The following is a 19,778-nucleotide window of genomic DNA, read 5'->3' as shown; positions in this document are numbered from 1 at the left end:
GGATGCAACGGGGCTCTGCCCCTTGCCAAGCGCGCTTCGACATTCACCCGAATGTCCGACAGCGCATGGCTTGCCTGAATGCTACTTAAGATTTATAGGGGATATAATCACGCCATTCGACGTTCAGCTTATTTTTAAAAGCGATTTGCGCCTCGTGCGATTGGTCGGCGGCGCGCCGGCCATCGGCGAAGCTTGATGAGAATATTTGGGATAGGGGCTCAGTGGATATCAGGACCGCTGTAATCCATGTTCAGCCTGGCGCGCGGCATCAGGATGATGCTGCGCGAGCAATGCTGGCAGGGCTAGTTAGACATGGAATAAAGGTCAGGTTAGCTCAATACGATGTTCCCGAAGTGGCCGACCTGACCGTTGTCTGGAGCTGGCGCCAGCAACGTGTCGTAAGCGAGTCGCTTGAAAACCAAATTCCGATCCTTGTCATGGAGCGCGGCCATCTTCCACCGCGTCGGAATTGGATTAGCTGTGGTTTTAACGGGATGTTGCGTCGCGGAGTCTATGCCGTTCCTGCACCGGGGAATGATCGGTTGGAGCGATATTTTGCCCAACATATAAAAGAGTGGGTGCGAAGAGAGGGCTATGCGCTCCTCATCGATCAGGTTGCCGGTGAAGGCTCGACTACCGGGCCATTCAGTCACAGTTGGACCGAGGATGTCATTGCCGTTCTATCGGCGCTCGGACACAACATTCGATATAGAAGGCATCCCAAGGCGCTGGAGTGGAAAGACAACTGGGTTCCGCCCGATCTTGAAATCTCGTCTGCCTCGCTTATCGAGGATTTCGAAAAGGCGGCTATTTGCGTAACTTTCAATTCCTCTGTCGCAGTCGAAGCCGTCGTTTATGGTGTGCCAGCCGTTTCGTTCGACGTTGATTCGATGGCTTGGGAGGTTACGTCCCACAATCTCGGCGAACCGCCGCTATTCTGCGACCGTCAAGCGTGGTTGGAACGGCTGTCTTGGGTTCAATGGTCGATGGAAGAGCTATCAAGCGGCGTGGCTTGGGATGCATTACGCTCTCTTGTTCCTACGCTTTGGTCGCCGGCTAATCGTGGAATCGTCTGAACTGTCTCAGCCTTCAATTCCAGGTAACGCGTCTTTCCTCCCTTCTCGCGAGCGGACTCGATAAGGTCAATTACTTCCTTCGATCTTCTTGCTGCCGACGCCGCGCGCTTTGCCAATTTGACTGCTCTGAGTTTGAACTGCTCTTTGTTTTTTGAAAGCTCGTCATATTCCTCAAGCAGTGCGTCATACTCGATTTCATTATTATCAATGAAATGCAGGAAGTGGAGCATTTCCGCTCCGATCGCAGGAGGGAGGCTGGCGATTTCCTGCGCCTTAAGCGACAAAAATCCTCTGCCGGAGTATTTCATCTTTCTTACATCCAGCTTTCGAGGGGCCATTCCCTCGCTATACTCCTTGAGACGTCGAAGGTTGTTGCTGTTATGATGGTGCAGGTAGTTCATCTCAATGACGCATGCATCCAATGCATTAGCTACAGCGATGCGTTGTTTTGTTTTTTCCGCTCTTTGGCCAGAAAAATAGGTTAGCGACCAACCCAACGTGGTCCCGATCAAGGCGCCAAGCGCGCCCACGACTTGGGGAAGAAAGCTGGTATCCATAGTGGCTATCGCATTGCTTCTTATCGGCCGCGCTCGATCCCGCGCGCCTTCTCGCGTTCATCGAGGTATGCTTGCAATTCTTTCTGGCGCCATTTCTCGATATCGCCCTCGTGATCGCGCTGCGCTTTCTCTCTTAAGTGCGCCTGCATCTGTTGCTGCTGCGGCGTCATCTGTTTTTCAGCCACGTTCTGCTCCTTATCTTCCGGGTCGCGCTGCGGCCCGTCAAAAATACTTTCGAGCGATTTCGCGATCTTGCCGATGATCGCGAGACCGGCTCCAGCGATCATGTCACTCGGCCCTTTTGGCCGGCGGCCCGGCTCAAATGGATCGCCGAGCCGATCCGTATTGGGGTCCATCGTCCAGAGGTCACGCCGCTCGTTGTTCTGCTCGGTGCGCTGAAGATCGCGCATGTGGAAGGCGACGATGGTTGCGAGGGGATCGCTCGGGTCGTCGGGCATGGTGCCTGACTTGTTGGCCTTGACGTAGATATCGTGAAGCTGTCTTTCGGCGGCGAAGATTCCGTTCATCGCGCGCTCTTGCTCGGCGTTGCGCGCCTTCCGGTCCTCGTTCTCCTGATAGCGTGTCTTGCCTTCGTCGATGACGGGGTAGTTCACCGTCACTTCAGTCGGCACGCCGTCGATCAGGCGCGTGACCGTCTTCTCGTCGCTCCGGAATTCATGCTCCTTGTCGTGGAGGTACTTCGAAGCAGCGCCGACGTGGATCTGCGGTTCGCGATCGATGCCTTGGTCTTTCAGGCTGCGCTTGTCGACCCGTTCATCGATGCCCTCACGTTCGAGGGCGCGGTTTACTTCTTCTTCCCACGCATCCCGAAACCGCTGGGTGCTGCCCTTTTCGGTGGTCATCATGACGCGCTTGCCGGTGTCAGGGTCGCGGTCACGGAAGATGATGTGGGCGTGCGGATTATCGAGGTCATCCGGCCCGTCATGGATGGCTGCCGCCCAGGAGGCGCGGCCCTCTGTCATCCGCTCGCAATAGGCCTGCAGCAGCTCGGCATTCTGCTCGTGGGTCAACTCGATCGGCAGGGCGACCACGACCTTGTCGATGACCCGGGCGTTGCGGCGGTCCCCGCGCTCCTGGGCGTCCATCCAGTGCATAAGCGAGCTGCGGTCGAGCGGGACCCGCCCTCCGAGAAGCTCCGTGCAGACTTGGGGGCGGGCCATGTAGCGGACGAACAGGCTTGCCGACCCTTTGGGATCGGTGCTCCGGCCTATGAAGCTGTGGTTCAGATTGAATATTGCCATTACCGGCCCCACCGCTCAAAAGAGCGTACAACGGCGTCAATTCAACTTCCAGTGACACTTATTTAATGTAAGTTCGGGCTTGGGAAGGGGTGGCGGCAAGTTGCCCCAGTGGGGATGGGAATTCGCCGGCATGTCGGTGCACGGTACCGCCCGTTTTGCCGAACGGGATGAGCTTCGGAAAGCCAAGCTGGTCCGTGAGCGGCCGCCCGGGGAATTTCCCGAAGGCCTGATGGTCGGCTGGTGGTTCGAGGACCAGTACGACTTCACCCCGATCGAATACAACGGCGACCTTCACCAGTTGATCGTGGGCGGGACTGGCGGCGGCAAGTTCACGACCGCGCTCGCGCCTTTGCTCCTTGGCAGCCAACTGGCGCCCAGCACCGTTGTCGTGGTCGACCCCAAGGGCGAGATCGCAAAGCTCGTAGGGCCGTATTTCGAGAAGCCGTTCGGGGACAAGCCCACGGTGCATATTCTCGACCCGTGGGACCAGTGCGGAACGGGCCAGACAAGCGCGCTCAACATCCTCGACCAGATTACGGCAAGCAATCCAAACCACGTGGATGACGCCCGGGCGCTGGCGGATGCGATGGTGATCCCCTCCGGTGGAGAAAATACCCATTGGGACAACGCGGCGCGCAATTTCCTGACGGCGATCCTTCTCTATGTAGCCCTGTCGCCCAAGGAGAAGGACAGCCGCAGCCTGCTTCGCGTGCGCGAACTCGTGTCCATGACCTGGGCGATGCCCAAATCGTATACGGGCCCCAAGCGACCGACGCTCTCCGAAGTTCTGTTCGGGCTGCTCGACAGCGATCTTGGCGATGGCGCCGTCAAACGAGGCGTTAGTGCGCTCCTCAACCGGGAAGACAAGGAGCGCTCCGGCATCATAAGCAGTATCGACCGCGATACTTCGTGGATCGATAGCCCCCAGATGAAGAAGGTCTTGCAGGGGAAAGGCATCGACCTTCAGGAAGCGGCCAAGGGCGGCCACAAATACTTCATCGTGCTGCCCCCAGAGTTCTTCATGACCCATCGCGCCTGGCTGCGCCTGATGGTCACGACCTTCGCCAAGGCCTTCAAGCGCACGACGACAGGCGGGATGTTTTCCAGCGGGCCGCGCTGGCGACACATCGTCATCGATGAATTCGCCAATCTCGGCGAAATGAGCTTCATCCTGAACGATATTGCGGTCGCGCGCGGCTACAACGTCAAATACCACCTCGCCATTCAGGATCTTAGCCAGCTCGCGCGTGTCTACACGCAAGGCTGGGAGAGCTTCATCAACAACTCGTTTCAGCGCTTCTTCGCCCTCGGCGATATGTTCACGACCGAGTATGTGTCGCGCATGCTCGGCGGAGCTACGGTAGAGAGCATCAGCACAAGCATTGGGACCAGTGGTAGCCGGAGCGTCGGTGACAGCTATGGCACGAACCAGGGGGAATCCCGTAGCTCAAGCGTGACGGGACCAGGCGGCAGCCAGTCGACGACCCACGGCGCGAGCCATACAACGTCTTACAATGAGACGTCGGGTTGGTCCCGCAGTCAAAGCAGCACACCCACGCAACGCGCTTTGCAAACGCCAGATGAAGTGCGTCGCCTTAATGGAAATACCCAGCTTCTCTTCTTGAGGGAAATGCATCCTGTCCGGTGCTGGCGGCCGAACTATTGGGATGTATTCCCATCGCTTCCGCAATTCTCGCTGAAGGAAATCCTCGGGACGATCGGCCGCAAGCCGAAGGATAAGGAGGAGCTGGCTTATTTCACGCGCTGGAGGACTGCCAAGCTCCTGATGGCGCCGCCGCCTCGGCCGGAACTCCCCAAACCGGAGCCTCCACCTGAGCCCAAGGCGATCCCGGCTCCAGAAGCGAAGCCGCTCGATTACCGTATCAAGCTGGCCATGGCGTTTGCGGCTCTTGCTCTGATGGTCCTTATTCTGCGACCCGAGGTCCCATGGTTTCGGCCAGCGCCACCGCCGCCGCCCGTCAAGGTAGCCATTGCACCTCCACCGCCGCCTGCCAGACCGGCGCCTCCGCCGCCGCCGGTCAGAACGCGAGCGCCTGTGCCAAACGCCGATGCGCTGCGGTTCACGCCAGCGGGACCGGCCACGCGTGACTTCGTCATCGACCTTATGGACAAGAATATCGGCCTTTGTGCACCCGGCCATGGCGCAGATGAATTGAAGCTTATGAAGCATCTCGCGTTCTGGGCGAGAGCCAAGCGGGTTGATGTGGCAACGGATGCTGCCTTCGCTGCCGATAGAGATCGGTACCTCGCGCTTTATCGGCAGTATTCGAACAAGCCTGACTGGACGGCGGCGGAGCGGGCTGAAGTGTTCGCACTGATCAAAACCACGCTCCGGCGAAATTTTGCGATCGACGGCGCGGTCATCCCGGCTTTGGAGCGGCTCTATGCGAATGGGGGTTGTCCGCTCGGTCGTGTTGCCGAGGCGGATTACCTGCCGCCTGCCTATGCGGATGCGAGCAGCTTTCCAGCTCAACTGACAGCCAAATGAGGTGAGAACGGTGAACAGAAAGCTTGTGACCTATGCCATTGCCGCCGTGCTGACCGTGGCGTCTTGCGGTCTCTCCAATTCCGAACCGCTCGCAAACCGTTTTGCGCAAGCCGACGATGCCCAAAAGCGGATAGACGAAAAGCTGAAGGCGCTCGAACCCAAAGCGCCGGAAGGCTGTGAGGCCAAAATGGCTGGCGCCAAGGTGGCTGGGTTTTCGTTGCACTGCGACACATTGATCCCATTCGGAGCGCTCCTGGGAGCGATTCCGGTCTCTCAGACTGCGACAAACCTGGAGGACTGTGCGACACGCTGCCGTCGCGTGCCGAAGTGCGTTGCATTCAGCTATGACGGAGGAGCTGCTCCCGGCAGTCGCGCCTGCTATCTGACTGGATCGATGACGGAATACCGCAAGGCGCCAAATTGGATTTCAGGGACGAGATAGGGGGAGGGTGAGGAGCGAGCGAACGCGGCTTTCAGCGTCTCTTTCGTCCAACAAAAACGTCCAACACGTCGTCTCACATTTGCGAAATTTCTTTGCAGCGCGCAAAATATTGACCGACAATAAATTGTTGAAGTTGTGAAGGAAAACCGGCATTATCTTCGTAGGCGGATATCAACCCCGAGGCTCCTAGGGAGCGCCACACATGCTCATCCCCTCCGCCACCTTTTTCAAAAACCTCTAAAAACAAATTCCTGAAAAGATCAGAAGTTTCAACCGGTAAGCTGCGCTTTTGTGCGCGCGGGAATCGCTCGGTGCAACTTAAGGGTGTCCAACAAAACGTCTAACAGGGCATCTAACAAAACGGAGTCGAACCTCAGCAAAATTGTACCATTTTCTAAAGAGAGGTCCGTCGAACCTCAGCTTACTCATGCTACGATTTTGCAAGCGATAGCTCTCCAATAACCGATGTTGTTGAACTCAGAATTGGTACAGATTGCGGGTTAGGGCTCTTTGATGCGTCAACGGAATTTGCCTGCACCTGTATGCCCCAAGGAATTCATATAAGCATGCCCACGTCGTCGACGATCTGGTTACGGCGTCTGGAAGGTCTTGCTATCTCGTTCATTTTTCGAGGAAATGGAAGTTAACTGGTTGGCCCTTGCCCCTTAGGGGTAGGTGGCGGCATGGTTGGGTTGCAAAATCACCCAATTACATCCGGGTTGGTTCAAGTGGAAACCAAATTCCAGTCAAAATCTCTTAGCCGCCTCGGCAACGCGGAAGACTACGCCATTTACCGCGCAGGTCTTGAATGGGATTTAACCGAGCCCATCGTTATTGAGAGCGAGCAGGATTTCCGTTCGACCCCCCGTTGGCGCGAACGCCTGAATCCCTATCATCATCAGGTAAGCAATCTCATCACCTTCTGTCGTCGATTGCCGGTGACATTGCTGGCCGACGATGTTGGTCTTGGTAAGACCATTAGTGCAGGGCTGATCATCAGCGAGCTTGCCGCGCGTGGGCGCCTTTCAAAGATCCTCATCGTTTGCCCAAAACTGCTCTGCCCACAGTGGAAGGAGGAGCTGGAAACGAAGTTTAATGTTCCTGGCACGGTTGCCATCGGCAAAGGGCTTCTCGATGCCGACCATGAAGAAATGGGTGCGGTCATAACGACCTACAATTCGGCGCGGCTTTATTTAGATCGCATTCCCAAAGATCGCTTTGACATGCTCATTCTCGACGAGGCGCACAAGCTACGGAACCTCTATGGCGTGGAAAAAACCCCACAAGTCGCAAAGAGCTTTCATGGTGCTTTGCAGGATCGCCGCTTCCGCTTTGTTTTGATGCTGACGGCGACACCCATTCAGAACCGTCTTTGGGATCTTTATTCGCTGGTCGACCTTTTGACCGTAGCGCGTGGCCATGAAAACCCCTTTGGAAAACCAGGAATGTTCGCGCGCCGTTTCATCGCCGATGACACAGGTCAGGCTCGTCAACTTAAAGCCAGTGCGCGCGATGAATTCCGATCGATCGTATATGGCTACATGTCGCGCGTGCGGCGTGGTGATGCGCAGTTGGCTTTCCCAACGCGCGTGGTGCAGATGCACCCATTGAAGCCAACTACAGCCGAGTTGCAGTTGATTGACGTCATCGCCAAGCCAATTCAGAAAATGAACCGCTTAGCTCAGATTAGTATTCTTCAGGCCTTGGCCAGCAGTCCGGATGCGCTATCGGCACAACTTGCCAATATGGCGCGGAAGGGAACGGCTCCGCAAGAACTTGCGCTAGCTGTGAAGCAGATCGTCGATACTATGCCTACAAGTGCCAAGCTTGAAGGCCTTGGTACATTAATCGACAACCTTAAAAAGCAGGACCCCGATAGCTGGCGGCTAGTGATTTTCACCACGCGCCGCGAAACACAAACCACCATCCAGAGCTTCCTGGAGAAAAGAGGTTTGAGTGTTGGTCTCATCAACGGTGATTCTGGGCAGAGAAATCAGGAAACCATCGCGCGGTTCCGCCAGAGCCCACCTGATTGTCGTGTCATCGTATCGACGGAAGCGGGATCGGAAGGCGTGAACTTGCAAGTAGCTAATGTCTTAGTGAATTTCGATCTGCCATGGAATCCGATGATTGTGGAGCAGCGCATCGGTCGCGTGCAGCGCCTAGCCTCGGTGCATGAGAAGGTCAGTATCTTCAACATCATGCTGAAGGGCACTTTTGAAGAATATATCGTCGGACGTCTTACCGAGAAACTCCAGATGGCAGCGCATGCCATAGGTGACATTGAATCCTTGCTAAGGGGCGCGGATATCGATGGCGATGGAGAACCTGATGATGCAGACACTTTCGAGGACCGAGTGTTAGAGCTGGTGCTGGCTGCACTTGCTAAGCGCAATGTTGAACGTGACGTCCAGCTGGCCACCGAAAGCATCGAGCGCGCCAAGGAAGAGCTCAAGCGCGAGGAAAATAACATTAATTCGCTTCTGGGGAGCATGGATGGAGCTGGTTACGTCGGGCCACGCGCTCCAACGCTGCCGCCGGTGCAGCATTCTATGGAGCCGAAAGACTTTACCCTTTCTGCTCTCAGGATGCTTGGCGCTTCAGTGAAGGAAGAAGTGCCGGGGATTTTTCTAGCGGAGTCGAATGACAGACGAGAGCGCATTCGCTTTGAAGACGGCGTAGGAGCAGGCCAAGCAGCTATCCTTTATGGCCCGCAGACTTCTGCTTTCCAACGCCTTGTTGATCGTAGCATCGCCACTGGCATCCACAATGTAACCGATGCGGACACAAATGTGGCGGCGGAGGCCAACCGTCTAGTGCGGGAGTGGATGAGTGGTTTTGAAGCAAAGGAATTGTCGATTTCTGCTTCCAAGGTGCGTCGATCCTTCAATGGAAGCGCTCTACTACGCATTCGTGCCACAGTGGCACATGACAGTTACGAGCGGCTTGTCTCGGTGGACTGCAAGAATTCCGAGCACAGCGTAGAGCAGCTGGGACAGGAAGGCCTAGTGCCTCTCCCCAAAACAATAAAAGACATGGCCGTAGCTGGCGTCGATCGTCAGCGACTGATCGCCGCTAGCGAAAGCGATGATGCCATTGCTGAGTTCCGGCGCTTCTACGAAGAGCGGCGCGAGCTGGAAATGAAAGCGGCCGGTGAAGACGAAAGAAAACGCAAAAAACTCGAAGATGACTTTACTCCGCGCCTAGAGATGACCTTGGTTGGTCTTGAAGGCACGATGCATCGCGACGCCGTGATGAAGGCATCGTTCGAGTTTGAGAGCGGAGGACGGTATGAAAGTGAGATAACGGTCTTGCCGCAGCAGGGCCAAATCCTCAGCGCGCCCAAGACTGATCTCTGCACAAAGACTGGCAAGATGGTACCGGAAACATGCCTAGCTCGTTGTGAAGTGACAGGCGCAAAGGTGCTGCAGCATCTGCTATCCGTTTCCGAAGCAAGCGGACGACGTGCGCTGCCAGAATTCATCGCGGTTTGTGCCTTCAGTGGTAAGAAGGTTCTCAATGATGAGCTGGAAATATCCAGCACTACCGGTCAGGCCGTTGCAGCTTCGCTTATGCGAACCTCTGCCATAAGTGGAAAGCGTGCTGAGCCTAATCAGTTCGACAAATGCGCTTTCACCGGCGCTGATGTATTAAAGACTGAGCTGGGGATTAGCGCTATATCTGGAAAAATTTATCGTATCGATGAACAGCAGCGTTCACAGATATCTGGCAAGGTTGGCCATGCCAGCGAATTCATTGCGTGCCCTGAAACGAAACAGATGATGGCCGCAAATGAGGCAGAAACTTGCGAGGTCACACATCAAAAAGTAATGCCTGGCATCCTTCTAAGCTGCGAGCTCACAGGCAAACGCGCGCTACCCTCTTGCTTTGCAAGCTGTGTTGTGACGAACAAGCGGGTGTTGAAAAATCATCTAGTAACCAGCAGCATTTCACAAGCCTATGTGTTGAAGGATGAAGCTGTCCGCTCTGGCGAAGGCAAATTCTGCCTGCCATCTGAGGCCCAAAGTTGCTTTTGGAGCGATCGTAGATGTCATCCCGACGACCTACGGTCGTGCTCGCTTACCGGCCTGCCTATTCATGTAGAGTTCTTAGCAGGCCAATTTTCGCCGAAACTTCGCCCCCTTAGTGAGCTTCTCGAGGGGATGCGTAGAAATACCGACGGAAATGAAGTATGGGACCGTGTTGCCGGCCGAGTTACGTCTGCCGTCAAGGGCCGCAAATGCCGGATTGAAGCCGGGATCATGTCGCCTTCCAGACGTTACCTCGCCACTTGTGCTGAATCAAAGACGATGCTGGGCTTCCGCGTAAGTCATATCGGCGCGATTTATGATCTCAACGACAACTCCATTGTCGGAAGGTTGGCAGAAGGCAAGCGCGCCGGAGGAAATTGGAAGGCGCGATAGCGAGTGCCAGGCATGTGCTTCCATGCCGCGCTGTTATTCGAGCTATTACGTCCAACAAAAACGTCCAACATTACGTCGCACATTTGCAAAATTTCTTGGCATAACGAAAAATTTTGACCTGCAATAAATTGTTGAAGTTGCGTAGGAAAATCGGCATTATCGTTTCCGGCGGACATCAAAAATCAGGCTCCTAGGGAGCGCCATTTCTCGAAGTCACCACCCCTCCGTCTCGATTTGGTTGTTCCTCCCGCGGGGTGAGCCTGTGGCCTTGGCGATCAACATTCGCGCCGACAACAGTTCAGCGGACGAGATCGAGCGGCTGTGGGATCAGGTTGGCGCGTTCGAGGCCACGCCGTCGATGCGTGCGCTCGGCTACCGTCCGCATTTTACATTTGCGATCTATGACGGGCCCGCGATCAACGAAGAGACCGCATGGGACGCCATGCAGGCAGCCGTAGCTGGCGAAACGCAACTGCGCATCCATTTCAAGCGCATTCGGTGGTTCGAAGGCTCTCCGCTTGTGCTCTGGGCGGAGCCGGCGGTCGACGAGGTTCTGGCTCGCATCCATGGCGCTGTCAGCGCGGCAATCGATCCAGCACATTGTCGTCCTCATTACCGGCCCGGCGCATGGGTCCCGCATTGTACGCTCGGCACGGCCATCGCCGATGAACGGCGCAACGATGCCATCGCCTTTGCGCGGGCGTTCGATCGCAGCATCGAAGTGATGTTCGACGTGGTGGATTGCGTTGTGTTTCCGCCCGTGCGGATCATCGCCGAGCGGAGATTGGCGTCGTAGCTGGTTGTCGCGTCACGACCGGGCGGTCATTTTTCGGCTGCCGCGATCGAGGTGATTCTCATCACAGCTGTCTTCGGCGCATGCGTGCATCCTGTTCGTGATCGCGGGATGGCCCGCGTCACCAACCGGAGACCAATATGAAACGCTCTGACGATATCGGCTTTGAAAACCGCGAGCTGTCCATCGACGAACTCGACGGCATTGCTGCAGCTGGGCTGTGGGGCTGGATCAAGCATGAAGCGGTTGCGGCCGCAAAGTGGGTTGGCTCGGAATTCGCCGCAGCCGAGAACGCAGTGGCCTCTGCTCTGGGCAGCAGCCACGTCAACATCACCATTCACAGGCAGAACTGAGAAGCTGCGACCTCCGGGCCCTCGGGTCCGGAGGTTTTGCACGTTGATTCCAAACCTCATTCCCGGATCAGCCGAACCACGTCCTGCCTCAGCAGATAGAACGACACCGCCAGCAGAACGACGTCCTTCATCAGGAAGGGGACGTTGCCCGTCATAGCCGGGAATCCTCCCGCAGCGACATCCCAGCCATCCGGCATGAACGGAATGATCGTGACCGTCGCGATGAAGGTGCCGGTCGAGCCGAGGGCGCCGACGACGCCGAGCCGTTTGTCCCAGAAGCCCGCGAGCAGCAGCGTCCCGAACGTCCACTCCGAGGCGCCGAGGAAGTAGCTTGCGCCAGCGTGACCGAAGACGGGATAGAGCCACCAGATCAGCGGCCCGTTGCTGATAAACGGGACCAGTCTTTCGAACTCGTACGGAAACCATTTTTGATAGCCGAAGAAGAGAAACATGATCACCATCGAGGCCCGGACGACGTGGTAGTCGAGATCTTCCGCAAGCAGGCCGGAGTTTTGCAGCGCGCGGACAAACGGATTTTGCATGTTGCCGATCATCGCGGTCATTGTCGTGATCCTTTCATTCAAGATCTGACTGGGCGGTCGCTTCACGCGATCGCGGGGAAGTCGATCTCGGTGTCGTTGATGCGGTTGAACACGTTGGTGAAGACGGTGGTCGCGAACGCCAGGCTGATCTCCACCAGTTGCTTGTCGGTGTAACCGGCAGCCTTGATGGCAGCGAAGTCGTCGTCGTTGACGGTGCCACTGGATTGCGCGAGCTTGCGAACGAAGCGGGCGAGCGCATCGCGCTTGTCGTCGCCGGTCGCCCGGCGCTCGCGGATATTCTTCAATTCTTCGGGCTTCAGGCCCGCGAGCTTGCCGAGCAGGCTGTGTGCGGCGACGCAGTAATCGCAACCGGCGACTTCTGAGATGACGAGCTTGACGGTTTCCTGGTCGCGCTTCGATGGCGAACCCGAAGCGAGCACGCTGTCGGCGAGCAGGACGGCCTTGAGCGCATCCGGCGCGTGGGCGCCGATCGCGGCAAAGGTGTTTGGGACGCTACCAATCGCCTTCTTGATCTGACCATAGACTTCAGCGGTCGCGCCGGTGGCGGTTTCGAGATCGGGGACGGAAAGACGGGACATGTTGGCACTCCTTGGTTTGGGCTGGTGAATGATTGCGGAGTGACAATAGGGGTCGAAATTGATACTTTAAATGTCGATAAATCTCGATTACATGCTCAATCGTCTCATGACGAGGTCGACTCGAGGGAAACCGTGATGGATTGGTTGAGCCGGCTGTTCGAGATGATGCCTGTACGTGGGCGGCTCGACCTGCGCTGCGCTTACGGTGCGCCATGGCGTATCGACCAGGGACCGGGCGAGCCGAACGAAATTCCGTATCATGCCGTGTTGGCCGGCTCGGCTGTACTGGAAGATCCGTCGGGCGGGCGGCCGCTGAAGCTCGAGCGCGGCGACATCCTGCTGCTCCCCAGCAATCCCCGACACGTCATGCACGACGGCAGCGGGGCGGCGCCACTGCCGGCGCGCAATCGCACCTCGCTTAATTTCACGATCAGCGAAAATCCCGGCTCGGGGGAACGGCTCGATCTGTTGTGCGGACATTTCGCCATCGCGCCGCCGCACGACCGCCTGCTGCGCAGCTATTTACCGCCGCGCCTCGTCGTCCATGCCGGTGCTGACGCTGGCGACGGAGACACGGCGGGTCAACTTGCCGGCCTTGTCGCCTTGATGCGTCGGGAGTCGGCAGACGATCGTCTCGGCGGCCGCGCGATGTTGAACGCACTGTCGAGCGCGATGTTCGCGCTGGTGCTGCGGCTCGCCAGCCTCACAGATGATGCGCCGCGGGGTCTGCTTGCCTTGGCCGGTCATCCGCGCCTTGCACCGGCGGTGGCCGCCTTGTTCAAAGAGCCGGCGCGCGCATGGTCGCTGCCCGAGCTGGCGCGTCTGTGCGGCATGTCGCGCGCCACGCTCGTGCGGCAATTCCAGGAGAAGCTCGGGCGTTCGGCCGCAGATCTCCTGACCGATATCCGGATGGCGCTCGCAGCGAACGAGCTGAAAAAATCTTTATTGTCGACCGGCGCCGTGGCGGAAGCTGTCGGGTATCAATCCGAAGCGGCATTCCAGCGCGCCTTCAAGAGCCACATAGGCATCACGCCGGCACAGTGGCGCAAAAGCCAGCAACCTGGCAGGGACGTTCCTGAAAGGCCCACAGCCTTATCCGGTTCGGCCGCTCCAGCATGATGCATCGGCGTCCGTGGCGGTGGTCGTTGTCCCGAAAATCTGTCTCTATGCCCCACGAATGCCTCCGGAGCTGCTGCCGGACCTTCGGAGGTTGGGGTGATTTGCTTGGCGGAGTGACGATATGAGCGGTTTGGTGATCTCTGGCGGCCGGGTGGTGGATCCGGCGAGCGGAATGGACGCCGTTGGCGATGTGGCGGTGGTGGACGGCAAGATCGCCGCGGTCGGCTCCTCGCTTGGCGGCGCCGAGCGGGTGATCGATGCCACCGGCCTCGTGGTCGCGCCCGGCTTCATCGATCTGCACGCCCACGGCCAGTCGATCCCTGCCGACCGCATGCAGGCGTTCGATGGTGTGACGACGACGCTCGATCTCGAGGCCGGCGTGCTGCCGGTCGGCTCCTGGTACGAGCGCCAGGCCCGAAAGGGCCGGGTGCTGAACTACGGCGCTGCCACCAACTGGGCCTTCGCGCGCATCGGCGCGATGACCGGCTCCAACGCGGAAAGCTCGCTGGAGGCGTTCGGCAACGCCATGCGTGATCGCCGCTGGATGGACAATGTTGCAACCGATGCGGAGGTCGCCGGCATTCTCGAGCGCCTCGGGCGCGGATTGAACGAGGGCGGCATCGGCATCGGCATCTTGAACGCCTATGCGCCGGGCGCCGGCGTGCAGGAGCTGACGGCGGTGTGCCAGCTTGCGGCCAGGCTGGACGTGCCGACCTTCACCCACGTCGCCTATATGTCGCGCATCGACCCCGAAAGCGCGGCGGAGGCCTATATTCGCCTGATCGGCTATGCCGGCGCGACCGGCGCGCACATGCACATCTGCCACTTCAACTCGTCGAGCAAGACCGACATCGAACGCTGTCGCGTGCTGATCGAGAAGGCACAGGCGCAGGGCCTGCCCATCACGGTCGAGGCTTACCCCTACGGCACCGGTTCGACCGTGCTGGCGGCGGCGTTCTTCAGCGATCCGCAGTTCGTCGAGCGCAATGGCACCGGTTACGATTCCGTGCAGCGCGTGACCGATGGCTACCGCTTCCACGATCGCGAGGAGCTCTTGAAGGCGCAGGCCGAAGATCCGTCCTCGTTGGTGCTCTGGCACATCCTCGACACCGAGCACAATGCGCATCACCGCGATCTGCTCGACATGTCGGTGCTCTATCCCGGCGGTGCGATCGCCTCCGACGCGATGCCGTGGACGACGTCGGACGGCAAGACCTACACCGGCGATGCCTGGCCGCTGCCCGACGATGCCACCTCGCATCCGCGCTCGGCCGGCTGCTTCACGAAGTTCATTCGCGAATGGGTGCGCGAGCGCAAGACCGTGTCGCTGCTGGAAGGCGTGCGCAAATGCGCGCTGATCCCTGCAGAGATTCTGTCGCAGAGCACGCCCGCGATGCGCGCCAAGGGCCGGCTGGCGAAGGGTGCCGATGCCGACATCGTGATGTTCGACTACGAGAAGCTCTCCGACCGCGCGACCTTCACGGCGATGAACCGTCCGTCGGAAGGCGTCCGTCATCTTGTGGTCAGCGGCGAGATGCTGATCACCGACGGCGTGCTCGATGTGGCCGCGCGGCCCGGCCGGCCTGTGCGCCGCCCCGTCGTCGGGGGCTGATCCATGCCGGTCCCCATTCTCCTGGTGACGGGCTTTCTGGGGGCGGGCAAGACCACGGTCGTCAATCATCTGCTGGCGCATGCCGAGGGGCGGCGGATTGCCGCCGTGGTCAACGACTTCGGTGCGATCAACATCGATGCGGAGCTGATCGCGGGCGCGAGCGACGGCGTGGTCAGCCTCAGTAACGGCTGCATCTGCTGCTCGCTCGAAGGCGATCTGTTGCGCACGCTCTCGACGCTGCTGCGGCGTGATCCGAAGCCCGAGTATATCGTGATCGAGACCAGCGGTGTCGCCGACCCCGCCGATATCGTCCGCAATCTCATGGACCCGGTCATCCTGCGCGAGGCACCGCTGGAGACGGTGCTGTGTGTGATGGACGCGGCCACGCCACCTTCTGCCCTTGATGACGCTCTGCAGCGCTCGCAGCTGCGCGTCGCCGACATCGTGGCGCTGAGCAAGCTGGACCTGGCGGACGAGGGCGCGGGCGTGCGGATGCGCGAAGCCATCCGCGCGCAGCGTGTGCCCGCATTGGTGGTCGATGCGAAGCACGGCGAGCTTCCATCGGCGCTGCTGTTTCCCGCGAGCGATCGTGCGCCTGCGCCGCGCGAGCCGGGGCCGAAACGACCGGCCGAAGAACGCTTCGAGACGCTGAGCTGGACCTCCGATCGGCCGCTCTCGCTGCCGCGTCTGCAGCAGGCGATCGGCAAGCTCGCGCCGAAGCTTGCGCGCGCAAAGGGGCTGTTCGAGACGGTTGAGCAGCCCGGACGTCTGATGGTGTTTCAGTTCGCCGGCGGCCGCGCAACACTCGCGCCGGGTGAACCGTCGGGCGAAGACGTGCCGCGGGCACGGATCGTCTTCATCGCCGAACTCGGGGTGCTATCGAAAGCCGAGCTCGACGAGACCATGGCGGCGTGTGTTGCAGCCGGGTGAAGTCAGGCGATAGACTTGATCGCTCCCGTTGTCAGCCGTCGCGGGCCCTCTTGCCGCGCCGATCCGAGGCCGAACCATGTCCTCAAATGTTCCATCCGCCCCTGCCGATGCAGCTTCACGCCGCGCTGCCAAGCCGGCCATCGCCTATCCGGCCGGGACGATGACCGGGCCGGATATGGCGACGCTCGAAGCCGCGCGGCAGACGATGACCAAAACGCGCGAGATCATCGTGCCGCCGCGCGATGCGAGGCCATTTCGCGTGGCGCGCGGTCAGTTCTTCCGCATCGTCAGCATCGAAGGCCCTCAGGTCGGCGACCTCAATCTCTGGAACGCGGGCGATCTCGCCGAACGTTTCTTCAGCGGCAAGACGCGGGCGCTTCATGGCACGCATGTCGGCCTCAGCGACCGGCTCTGGAGCACGATGCCTTATCTTCGGCCGATGGCGACCATCAGTCACGACACGCTCGGCTGGTACGGTTTTGACGCGGACGGCGCCGGAATTCACGACGTCATCGGCACGCGCTGCGATCCCTACACCAATCTCCTGTTGAACGGCACGACGTACGATTTTTGCTGTCACTCCAATCTGTCCCGCGCGCTGGCCGCCGAATTGAAGCTCGATCCGGCCGCGGTGGAGCATCATGTCCACGATGTGCTCAACGTCTTCATGTGCACCGGCTTCACGCAGGACACACACCAATATTTCATGAAGGCAAGTCCGGTCCGCCCCGACGACTTCATCGAGTTTTTCGCGGAGATCGACCTGCTCGGAGTGTTGTCGGCCTGTCCCGGTGGGGACTGTAGCGCAACCCATTCCAGCGATGTCGCAGCGTGCCATCCGCTCAAGATCGAGATCTTCGAGCCGGATCGAGCGACGCTCAATGGCTGGGCCTGGCCAGCGCCGAGTGCGTATCACCGTCACCACGGCGTGCATGCGGGAAGCTGAGCTTTAATCTTCCACAGGCAGCCGATCCCCGTGCACATACCACTCCGCACGCGACGTCCACTGGACGTGACGGTCGGGTGTCGCGCCCAGCGGCTCGTCGAACGCGCCGGCATGAATGATCGCCTCGCGTCCGCTGCGTGTGAGATGCGGCATCGGGCTGCCGCAGGTCCTGCAGAACGCGGTGGCAAAACTGCGCGCGTTGGGCAGATCGTAGCGTGTGACGGATGCTTCGCCGCGCAGCCAACGCAGTGCGCTCGCCTTGACGATCACCTCGCATGCATGTGCGGTCCCGGTCGCCTTGCGGCAGCGGGAGCAATGGCAGTTGAGGAAACGATCGAACGGACCCTCGACCTCGAAGGCGACCTCGCCGCACAAGCAGCTTCCCCGGAATGCGGTCATGTCGTCCCCTCCGCTTATGCGCCCGCGTTGATCGGAGCGATGGCTGGCGGAGGCTGGCTCCGCCGCTCATCAGACCCTTCCGGGCGGCAATTCTCAAGAGGGCGGCAGGTCCGGCACGCTCAAGCGAATTGCGCGATGCCGTGGCCGACGGACCAGTTCTCCGCGGGAGCATCGAGCACGTTGACGAAGACGTCTTCGGGGCGGATGCCGGGATTGTCGCCCAGCAGTTCTGCGATCCGGCGGTACAGCGCCTTCTTCTGCTCGGGCGTTCGTGAGGCGAATACGGTGATCTGGATCAGAATGGCGTCGTCGCTGCGCTTGACGCCATAGGCATCGCCACAGCGGAAGTTTGCAGGCGACAACTCGCTGATGGTCATGAACTCGTCACCCTCGGGCACGTTCAACGCCTCGCGCATCGCGCGGTAAAGGCCGTCGAGGATCGCCTGCCGATAGGCGTCCGGCTTTCCGGCCCGCATGGAGATGTGAAGCAGAGGCATCAACTGGTCCCTTGCATGTGGCCGCGACCGGCCAGGGCGCATGCAAGCGCCGGCCGTTCAGCCCATTGACGAAACGGGCTATCAATCTCATTTTATTTTTGACACGATGTCCAGAAAGCATGTTTTTGACGTCGTGTCAAATATGCGCCGACAAGGAGCATGATGTGAGGCCGCGCGAATTCGACCACGACGACGTCCTGCGCATCGCGTTCGATCAGTTCTGGCGCAAGGGCGTGCGCGGCTCCTCGCTGTCCGACATCGCGCGCGATGCCGGCGTTCAACGCGGCAGCCTCTACAATGCGTTCGGCAGCAAGGAGGCGTTGTTCCTTCAGGCCTATGAGCGTTACGCCGGCGACTATCTCGTCGCCCTGCAGAAGGCGCTCGGCACGGGCTCATTGCGCAAACGGCTCACCGCGTTCTTCGATCTGACCATCGCCAATTTCCGCTCAGGCTCGCCGCCGCGCGGATGTCCGACGACGCGGGGGCTGATGGAGCTCGGCGCCGCCGAAGGCCAGGGGCTCGACGAAGAGGCGCGGCGCGCTTTTGCGAACCTGGTATCGCGCATCACCGCGCTGGTCGAGGACACCTTGTCGGCGGGCGCCGAGCGCGGCGAGTTCAGCGGCAACCCGGCGGCCGCAGCGCTGCACATCGTCACGGTCACGCGCGGTCTTGCGGTGCTCGAGCGTGCGTTCGGTGACGAGCCGCAACTGCGCAAGATCGCGGCCCACAGCATCGATCTCGTGCTCGGCAAGGGCGCTCGCTAGGCCTCAGCAGAATGCGAGCGCGTTGACGGCCTGCGTGGCCGCGCTCTCCTGCTCGATCCCGACCAGCTGGCCGACGGCGGTCTTGAGCTCGCCTGGCTCCCTGCGGCGCGCAACGGCCAGGAGCCGCATCAATTCCGCCTCGTCCTTTGACAGCCGCCGGCACGACGGCGGCATGAAGCAAAGATCGCAGGGACGTCCGCTGCGCAGGATTCTGACCAGCGCGGCCACGCGGGCGACCAGCAGCGGGCTGTCGGAAATGCCGGGTGCCTCGTCGGCGAAGCGATAGGCGGCCTCCCAGCAATCGGACGCGCCGGTCGCATAGGCTGCCCCGATGAACCGGAACAGCGAGAGCGCGGTGCGGCAGAAATCATCGCAGCCTTCCATGCTTCGCGGATTGTCCTGCATCATGACCAACCTCGTCAGTGCAATGTCGGGCTTCCGACGAACCAGCTCTTCATCGCCATCGTCCGTTCGACGTTGGGCGTCCGAAACTGCCGATCCGGCAGGATGAGACCGGCCATGCGGAAGATCGTCGCAAGTCCCCTGACGGGGGCGAGCGCCCAATCCGCGCCGACGGGAGGCAGCCAGCTCTCGAACTGCTCGCGCGCGATATCGATGCGCTCCTCTTGCGCCGCTGCGATCGCGTGCAGAATTCCGTGCTCGCTCTCCGACATCTTCGGGCAAGTGGGGCAATGCACTTCGATGGCCGTATGCGCCGTGCACGCAAAGATCTCGATGATGGCCTCGAGAGAGAGCACGGCATCGCCGACGCGAAAATGGTCGTAGACCTGCTGGATGTCGGCCGCGGTCGGCACTGCTGTCCCGCTTCGCGCCTTCGCGCGAAATCCCCAGATGAAGAGCCGCTCGCCCGCGCTCAGCGCCGGAAGGTCAAGCGTCCTGGTGTCTGTCGATTGATACATGGAGCCTCTGGCAAATGGCCGCGCCTTGCGCCGA

The 19,778-nt window shown here is 59.8% G+C and carries 19 protein-coding genes; 11 read left to right on the top strand and 8 right to left on the bottom strand.

The features are described from left to right. Nucleotides 1-221: 221 nt before the first annotated feature. A complete protein-coding gene (locus NLM32_RS40350) occupies nucleotides 222-1,076 on the top strand; it encodes a hypothetical protein (protein WP_254134215.1) in 855 nt (284 codons plus the stop codon). On the opposite strand, the gene NLM32_RS40345 is transcribed toward NLM32_RS40350, so the two are convergent. Then, on the bottom strand, nucleotides 977-1,633 hold the full coding sequence (locus NLM32_RS40345; protein ID WP_254134214.1) for a hypothetical protein: 657 nt from the start codon (nucleotides 1,631-1,633) through the stop codon (nucleotides 977-979). The two genes, NLM32_RS40350 and NLM32_RS40345, sit on opposite strands and share 100 nt — an antisense overlap. A gap of 20 nt (nucleotides 1,634-1,653) precedes the next feature. After that, nucleotides 1,654-2,748: a MobA/MobL family protein gene (locus tag NLM32_RS40340; protein ID WP_254134213.1), complete on the bottom strand. Its 1,095-nt coding sequence runs from the start codon at nucleotides 2,746-2,748 to the stop codon at nucleotides 1,654-1,656. Between the two features lie 277 nt (nucleotides 2,749-3,025). Between NLM32_RS40340 and NLM32_RS40335 the strand changes: the two genes are divergently transcribed. The 5 genes from NLM32_RS40335 (at nucleotide 3,026) to NLM32_RS40315 (ending at nucleotide 11,416) form a co-directional block, all read left to right on the top strand. Next, a complete protein-coding gene (locus NLM32_RS40335) occupies nucleotides 3,026-5,404 on the top strand; it encodes a type IV secretory system conjugative DNA transfer family protein (protein ID WP_254134212.1) in 2,379 nt (792 codons plus the stop codon). Between the two features lie 10 nt (nucleotides 5,405-5,414). After that, nucleotides 5,415-5,846: a PAN domain-containing protein gene (locus tag NLM32_RS46175; protein ID WP_254134211.1), complete on the top strand. Its 432-nt coding sequence runs from the start codon at nucleotides 5,415-5,417 to the stop codon at nucleotides 5,844-5,846. Between the two features lie 728 nt (nucleotides 5,847-6,574). Then, on the top strand, nucleotides 6,575-10,270 hold the full coding sequence (locus NLM32_RS40325; protein WP_254134210.1) for an SNF2-related protein: 3,696 nt from the start codon (nucleotides 6,575-6,577) through the stop codon (nucleotides 10,268-10,270). A gap of 262 nt (nucleotides 10,271-10,532) precedes the next feature. Further along, complete coding sequence (locus tag NLM32_RS40320) at nucleotides 10,533-11,066, top strand: 2'-5' RNA ligase family protein (protein ID WP_254134209.1); 534 nt, start codon at nucleotides 10,533-10,535, stop codon at nucleotides 11,064-11,066. A gap of 137 nt (nucleotides 11,067-11,203) precedes the next feature. After that, nucleotides 11,204-11,416, top strand: coding sequence for a hypothetical protein (locus NLM32_RS40315; protein ID WP_254134208.1), 213 nt, complete (start codon nucleotides 11,204-11,206; stop codon nucleotides 11,414-11,416). A gap of 56 nt (nucleotides 11,417-11,472) precedes the next feature. Here the strand turns inward: NLM32_RS40315 and NLM32_RS40310 are convergent, their stop codons facing one another. Next, nucleotides 11,473-11,970 (bottom strand): YkgB family protein, encoded by a 498-nt coding sequence (locus NLM32_RS40310; protein ID WP_375143659.1) that lies wholly within the window; start codon nucleotides 11,968-11,970, stop codon nucleotides 11,473-11,475. A 50-nt stretch (nucleotides 11,971-12,020) separates the two neighbouring features. After that, nucleotides 12,021-12,557 carry a carboxymuconolactone decarboxylase family protein gene (locus NLM32_RS40305; RefSeq protein ID WP_254134206.1) on the bottom strand — a complete coding sequence of 179 codons (537 nt, stop codon included), beginning with the start codon at nucleotides 12,555-12,557 and terminating at the stop codon, nucleotides 12,021-12,023. A gap of 135 nt (nucleotides 12,558-12,692) precedes the next feature. Between NLM32_RS40305 and NLM32_RS40300 the strand changes: the two genes are divergently transcribed. From NLM32_RS40300 to NLM32_RS40285, 4 genes are all read left to right on the top strand, one after another. Further along, complete coding sequence (locus tag NLM32_RS40300; RefSeq protein ID WP_254135536.1) at nucleotides 12,693-13,676, top strand: AraC family transcriptional regulator; 984 nt, start codon at nucleotides 12,693-12,695, stop codon at nucleotides 13,674-13,676. 121 nt (nucleotides 13,677-13,797) lie between these two features. After that, nucleotides 13,798-15,288 (top strand): amidohydrolase family protein, encoded by a 1,491-nt coding sequence (locus tag NLM32_RS40295; RefSeq protein WP_254134205.1) that lies wholly within the window; start codon nucleotides 13,798-13,800, stop codon nucleotides 15,286-15,288. 3 nt (nucleotides 15,289-15,291) lie between these two features. Then, complete coding sequence (locus tag NLM32_RS40290) at nucleotides 15,292-16,218, top strand: GTP-binding protein (protein WP_254134204.1); 927 nt, start codon at nucleotides 15,292-15,294, stop codon at nucleotides 16,216-16,218. A gap of 76 nt (nucleotides 16,219-16,294) precedes the next feature. Continuing rightward, entirely contained in the window at nucleotides 16,295-17,164 is an 870-nt protein-coding gene (locus tag NLM32_RS40285; RefSeq protein ID WP_254134203.1) for a DUF1989 domain-containing protein, read from the top strand. Between the two features lie 3 nt (nucleotides 17,165-17,167). Here NLM32_RS40285 and NLM32_RS40280 read toward each other — a convergent pair whose 3' ends face one another. Both NLM32_RS40280 and NLM32_RS40275 read right to left on the bottom strand, forming a co-directional pair. Further along, on the bottom strand, nucleotides 17,168-17,563 hold the full coding sequence (locus NLM32_RS40280) for a GFA family protein (protein ID WP_254134202.1): 396 nt from the start codon (nucleotides 17,561-17,563) through the stop codon (nucleotides 17,168-17,170). A 119-nt stretch (nucleotides 17,564-17,682) separates the two neighbouring features. Beyond that, on the bottom strand, nucleotides 17,683-18,060 hold the full coding sequence (locus NLM32_RS40275; protein ID WP_254134201.1) for a tautomerase family protein: 378 nt from the start codon (nucleotides 18,058-18,060) through the stop codon (nucleotides 17,683-17,685). Between the two features lie 164 nt (nucleotides 18,061-18,224). Here NLM32_RS40275 and NLM32_RS40270 point away from each other — a divergent pair, with 164 nt between their 5' ends. Then, nucleotides 18,225-18,824 (top strand): TetR family transcriptional regulator, encoded by a 600-nt coding sequence (locus tag NLM32_RS40270; protein ID WP_254134200.1) that lies wholly within the window; start codon nucleotides 18,225-18,227, stop codon nucleotides 18,822-18,824. Between the two features lie 3 nt (nucleotides 18,825-18,827). On the opposite strand, the gene NLM32_RS40265 is transcribed toward NLM32_RS40270, so the two are convergent. Together NLM32_RS40265 and NLM32_RS40260 are read right to left on the bottom strand one after the other, a co-directional pair. After that, complete coding sequence (locus tag NLM32_RS40265) at nucleotides 18,828-19,232, bottom strand: hypothetical protein (protein ID WP_254134199.1); 405 nt, start codon at nucleotides 19,230-19,232, stop codon at nucleotides 18,828-18,830. Nucleotides 19,233-19,243: 11 nt separating this feature from the next. Continuing rightward, nucleotides 19,244-19,744, bottom strand: a complete 501-nt coding sequence (locus NLM32_RS40260; protein WP_254134198.1) for a hypothetical protein — start codon at nucleotides 19,742-19,744, stop codon at nucleotides 19,244-19,246. Nucleotides 19,745-19,778 lie beyond the last annotated feature (34 nt).

The sequence above is a fragment of the Bradyrhizobium sp. CCGUVB14 genome (genome assembly GCF_024199935.1).
GTDB lineage: Bacteria > Pseudomonadota > Alphaproteobacteria > Rhizobiales > Xanthobacteraceae > Bradyrhizobium.
The sequence above is the reverse complement of the archived record's forward strand: the minus strand, read 5'-3'. Positions and strand labels throughout refer to the sequence as shown.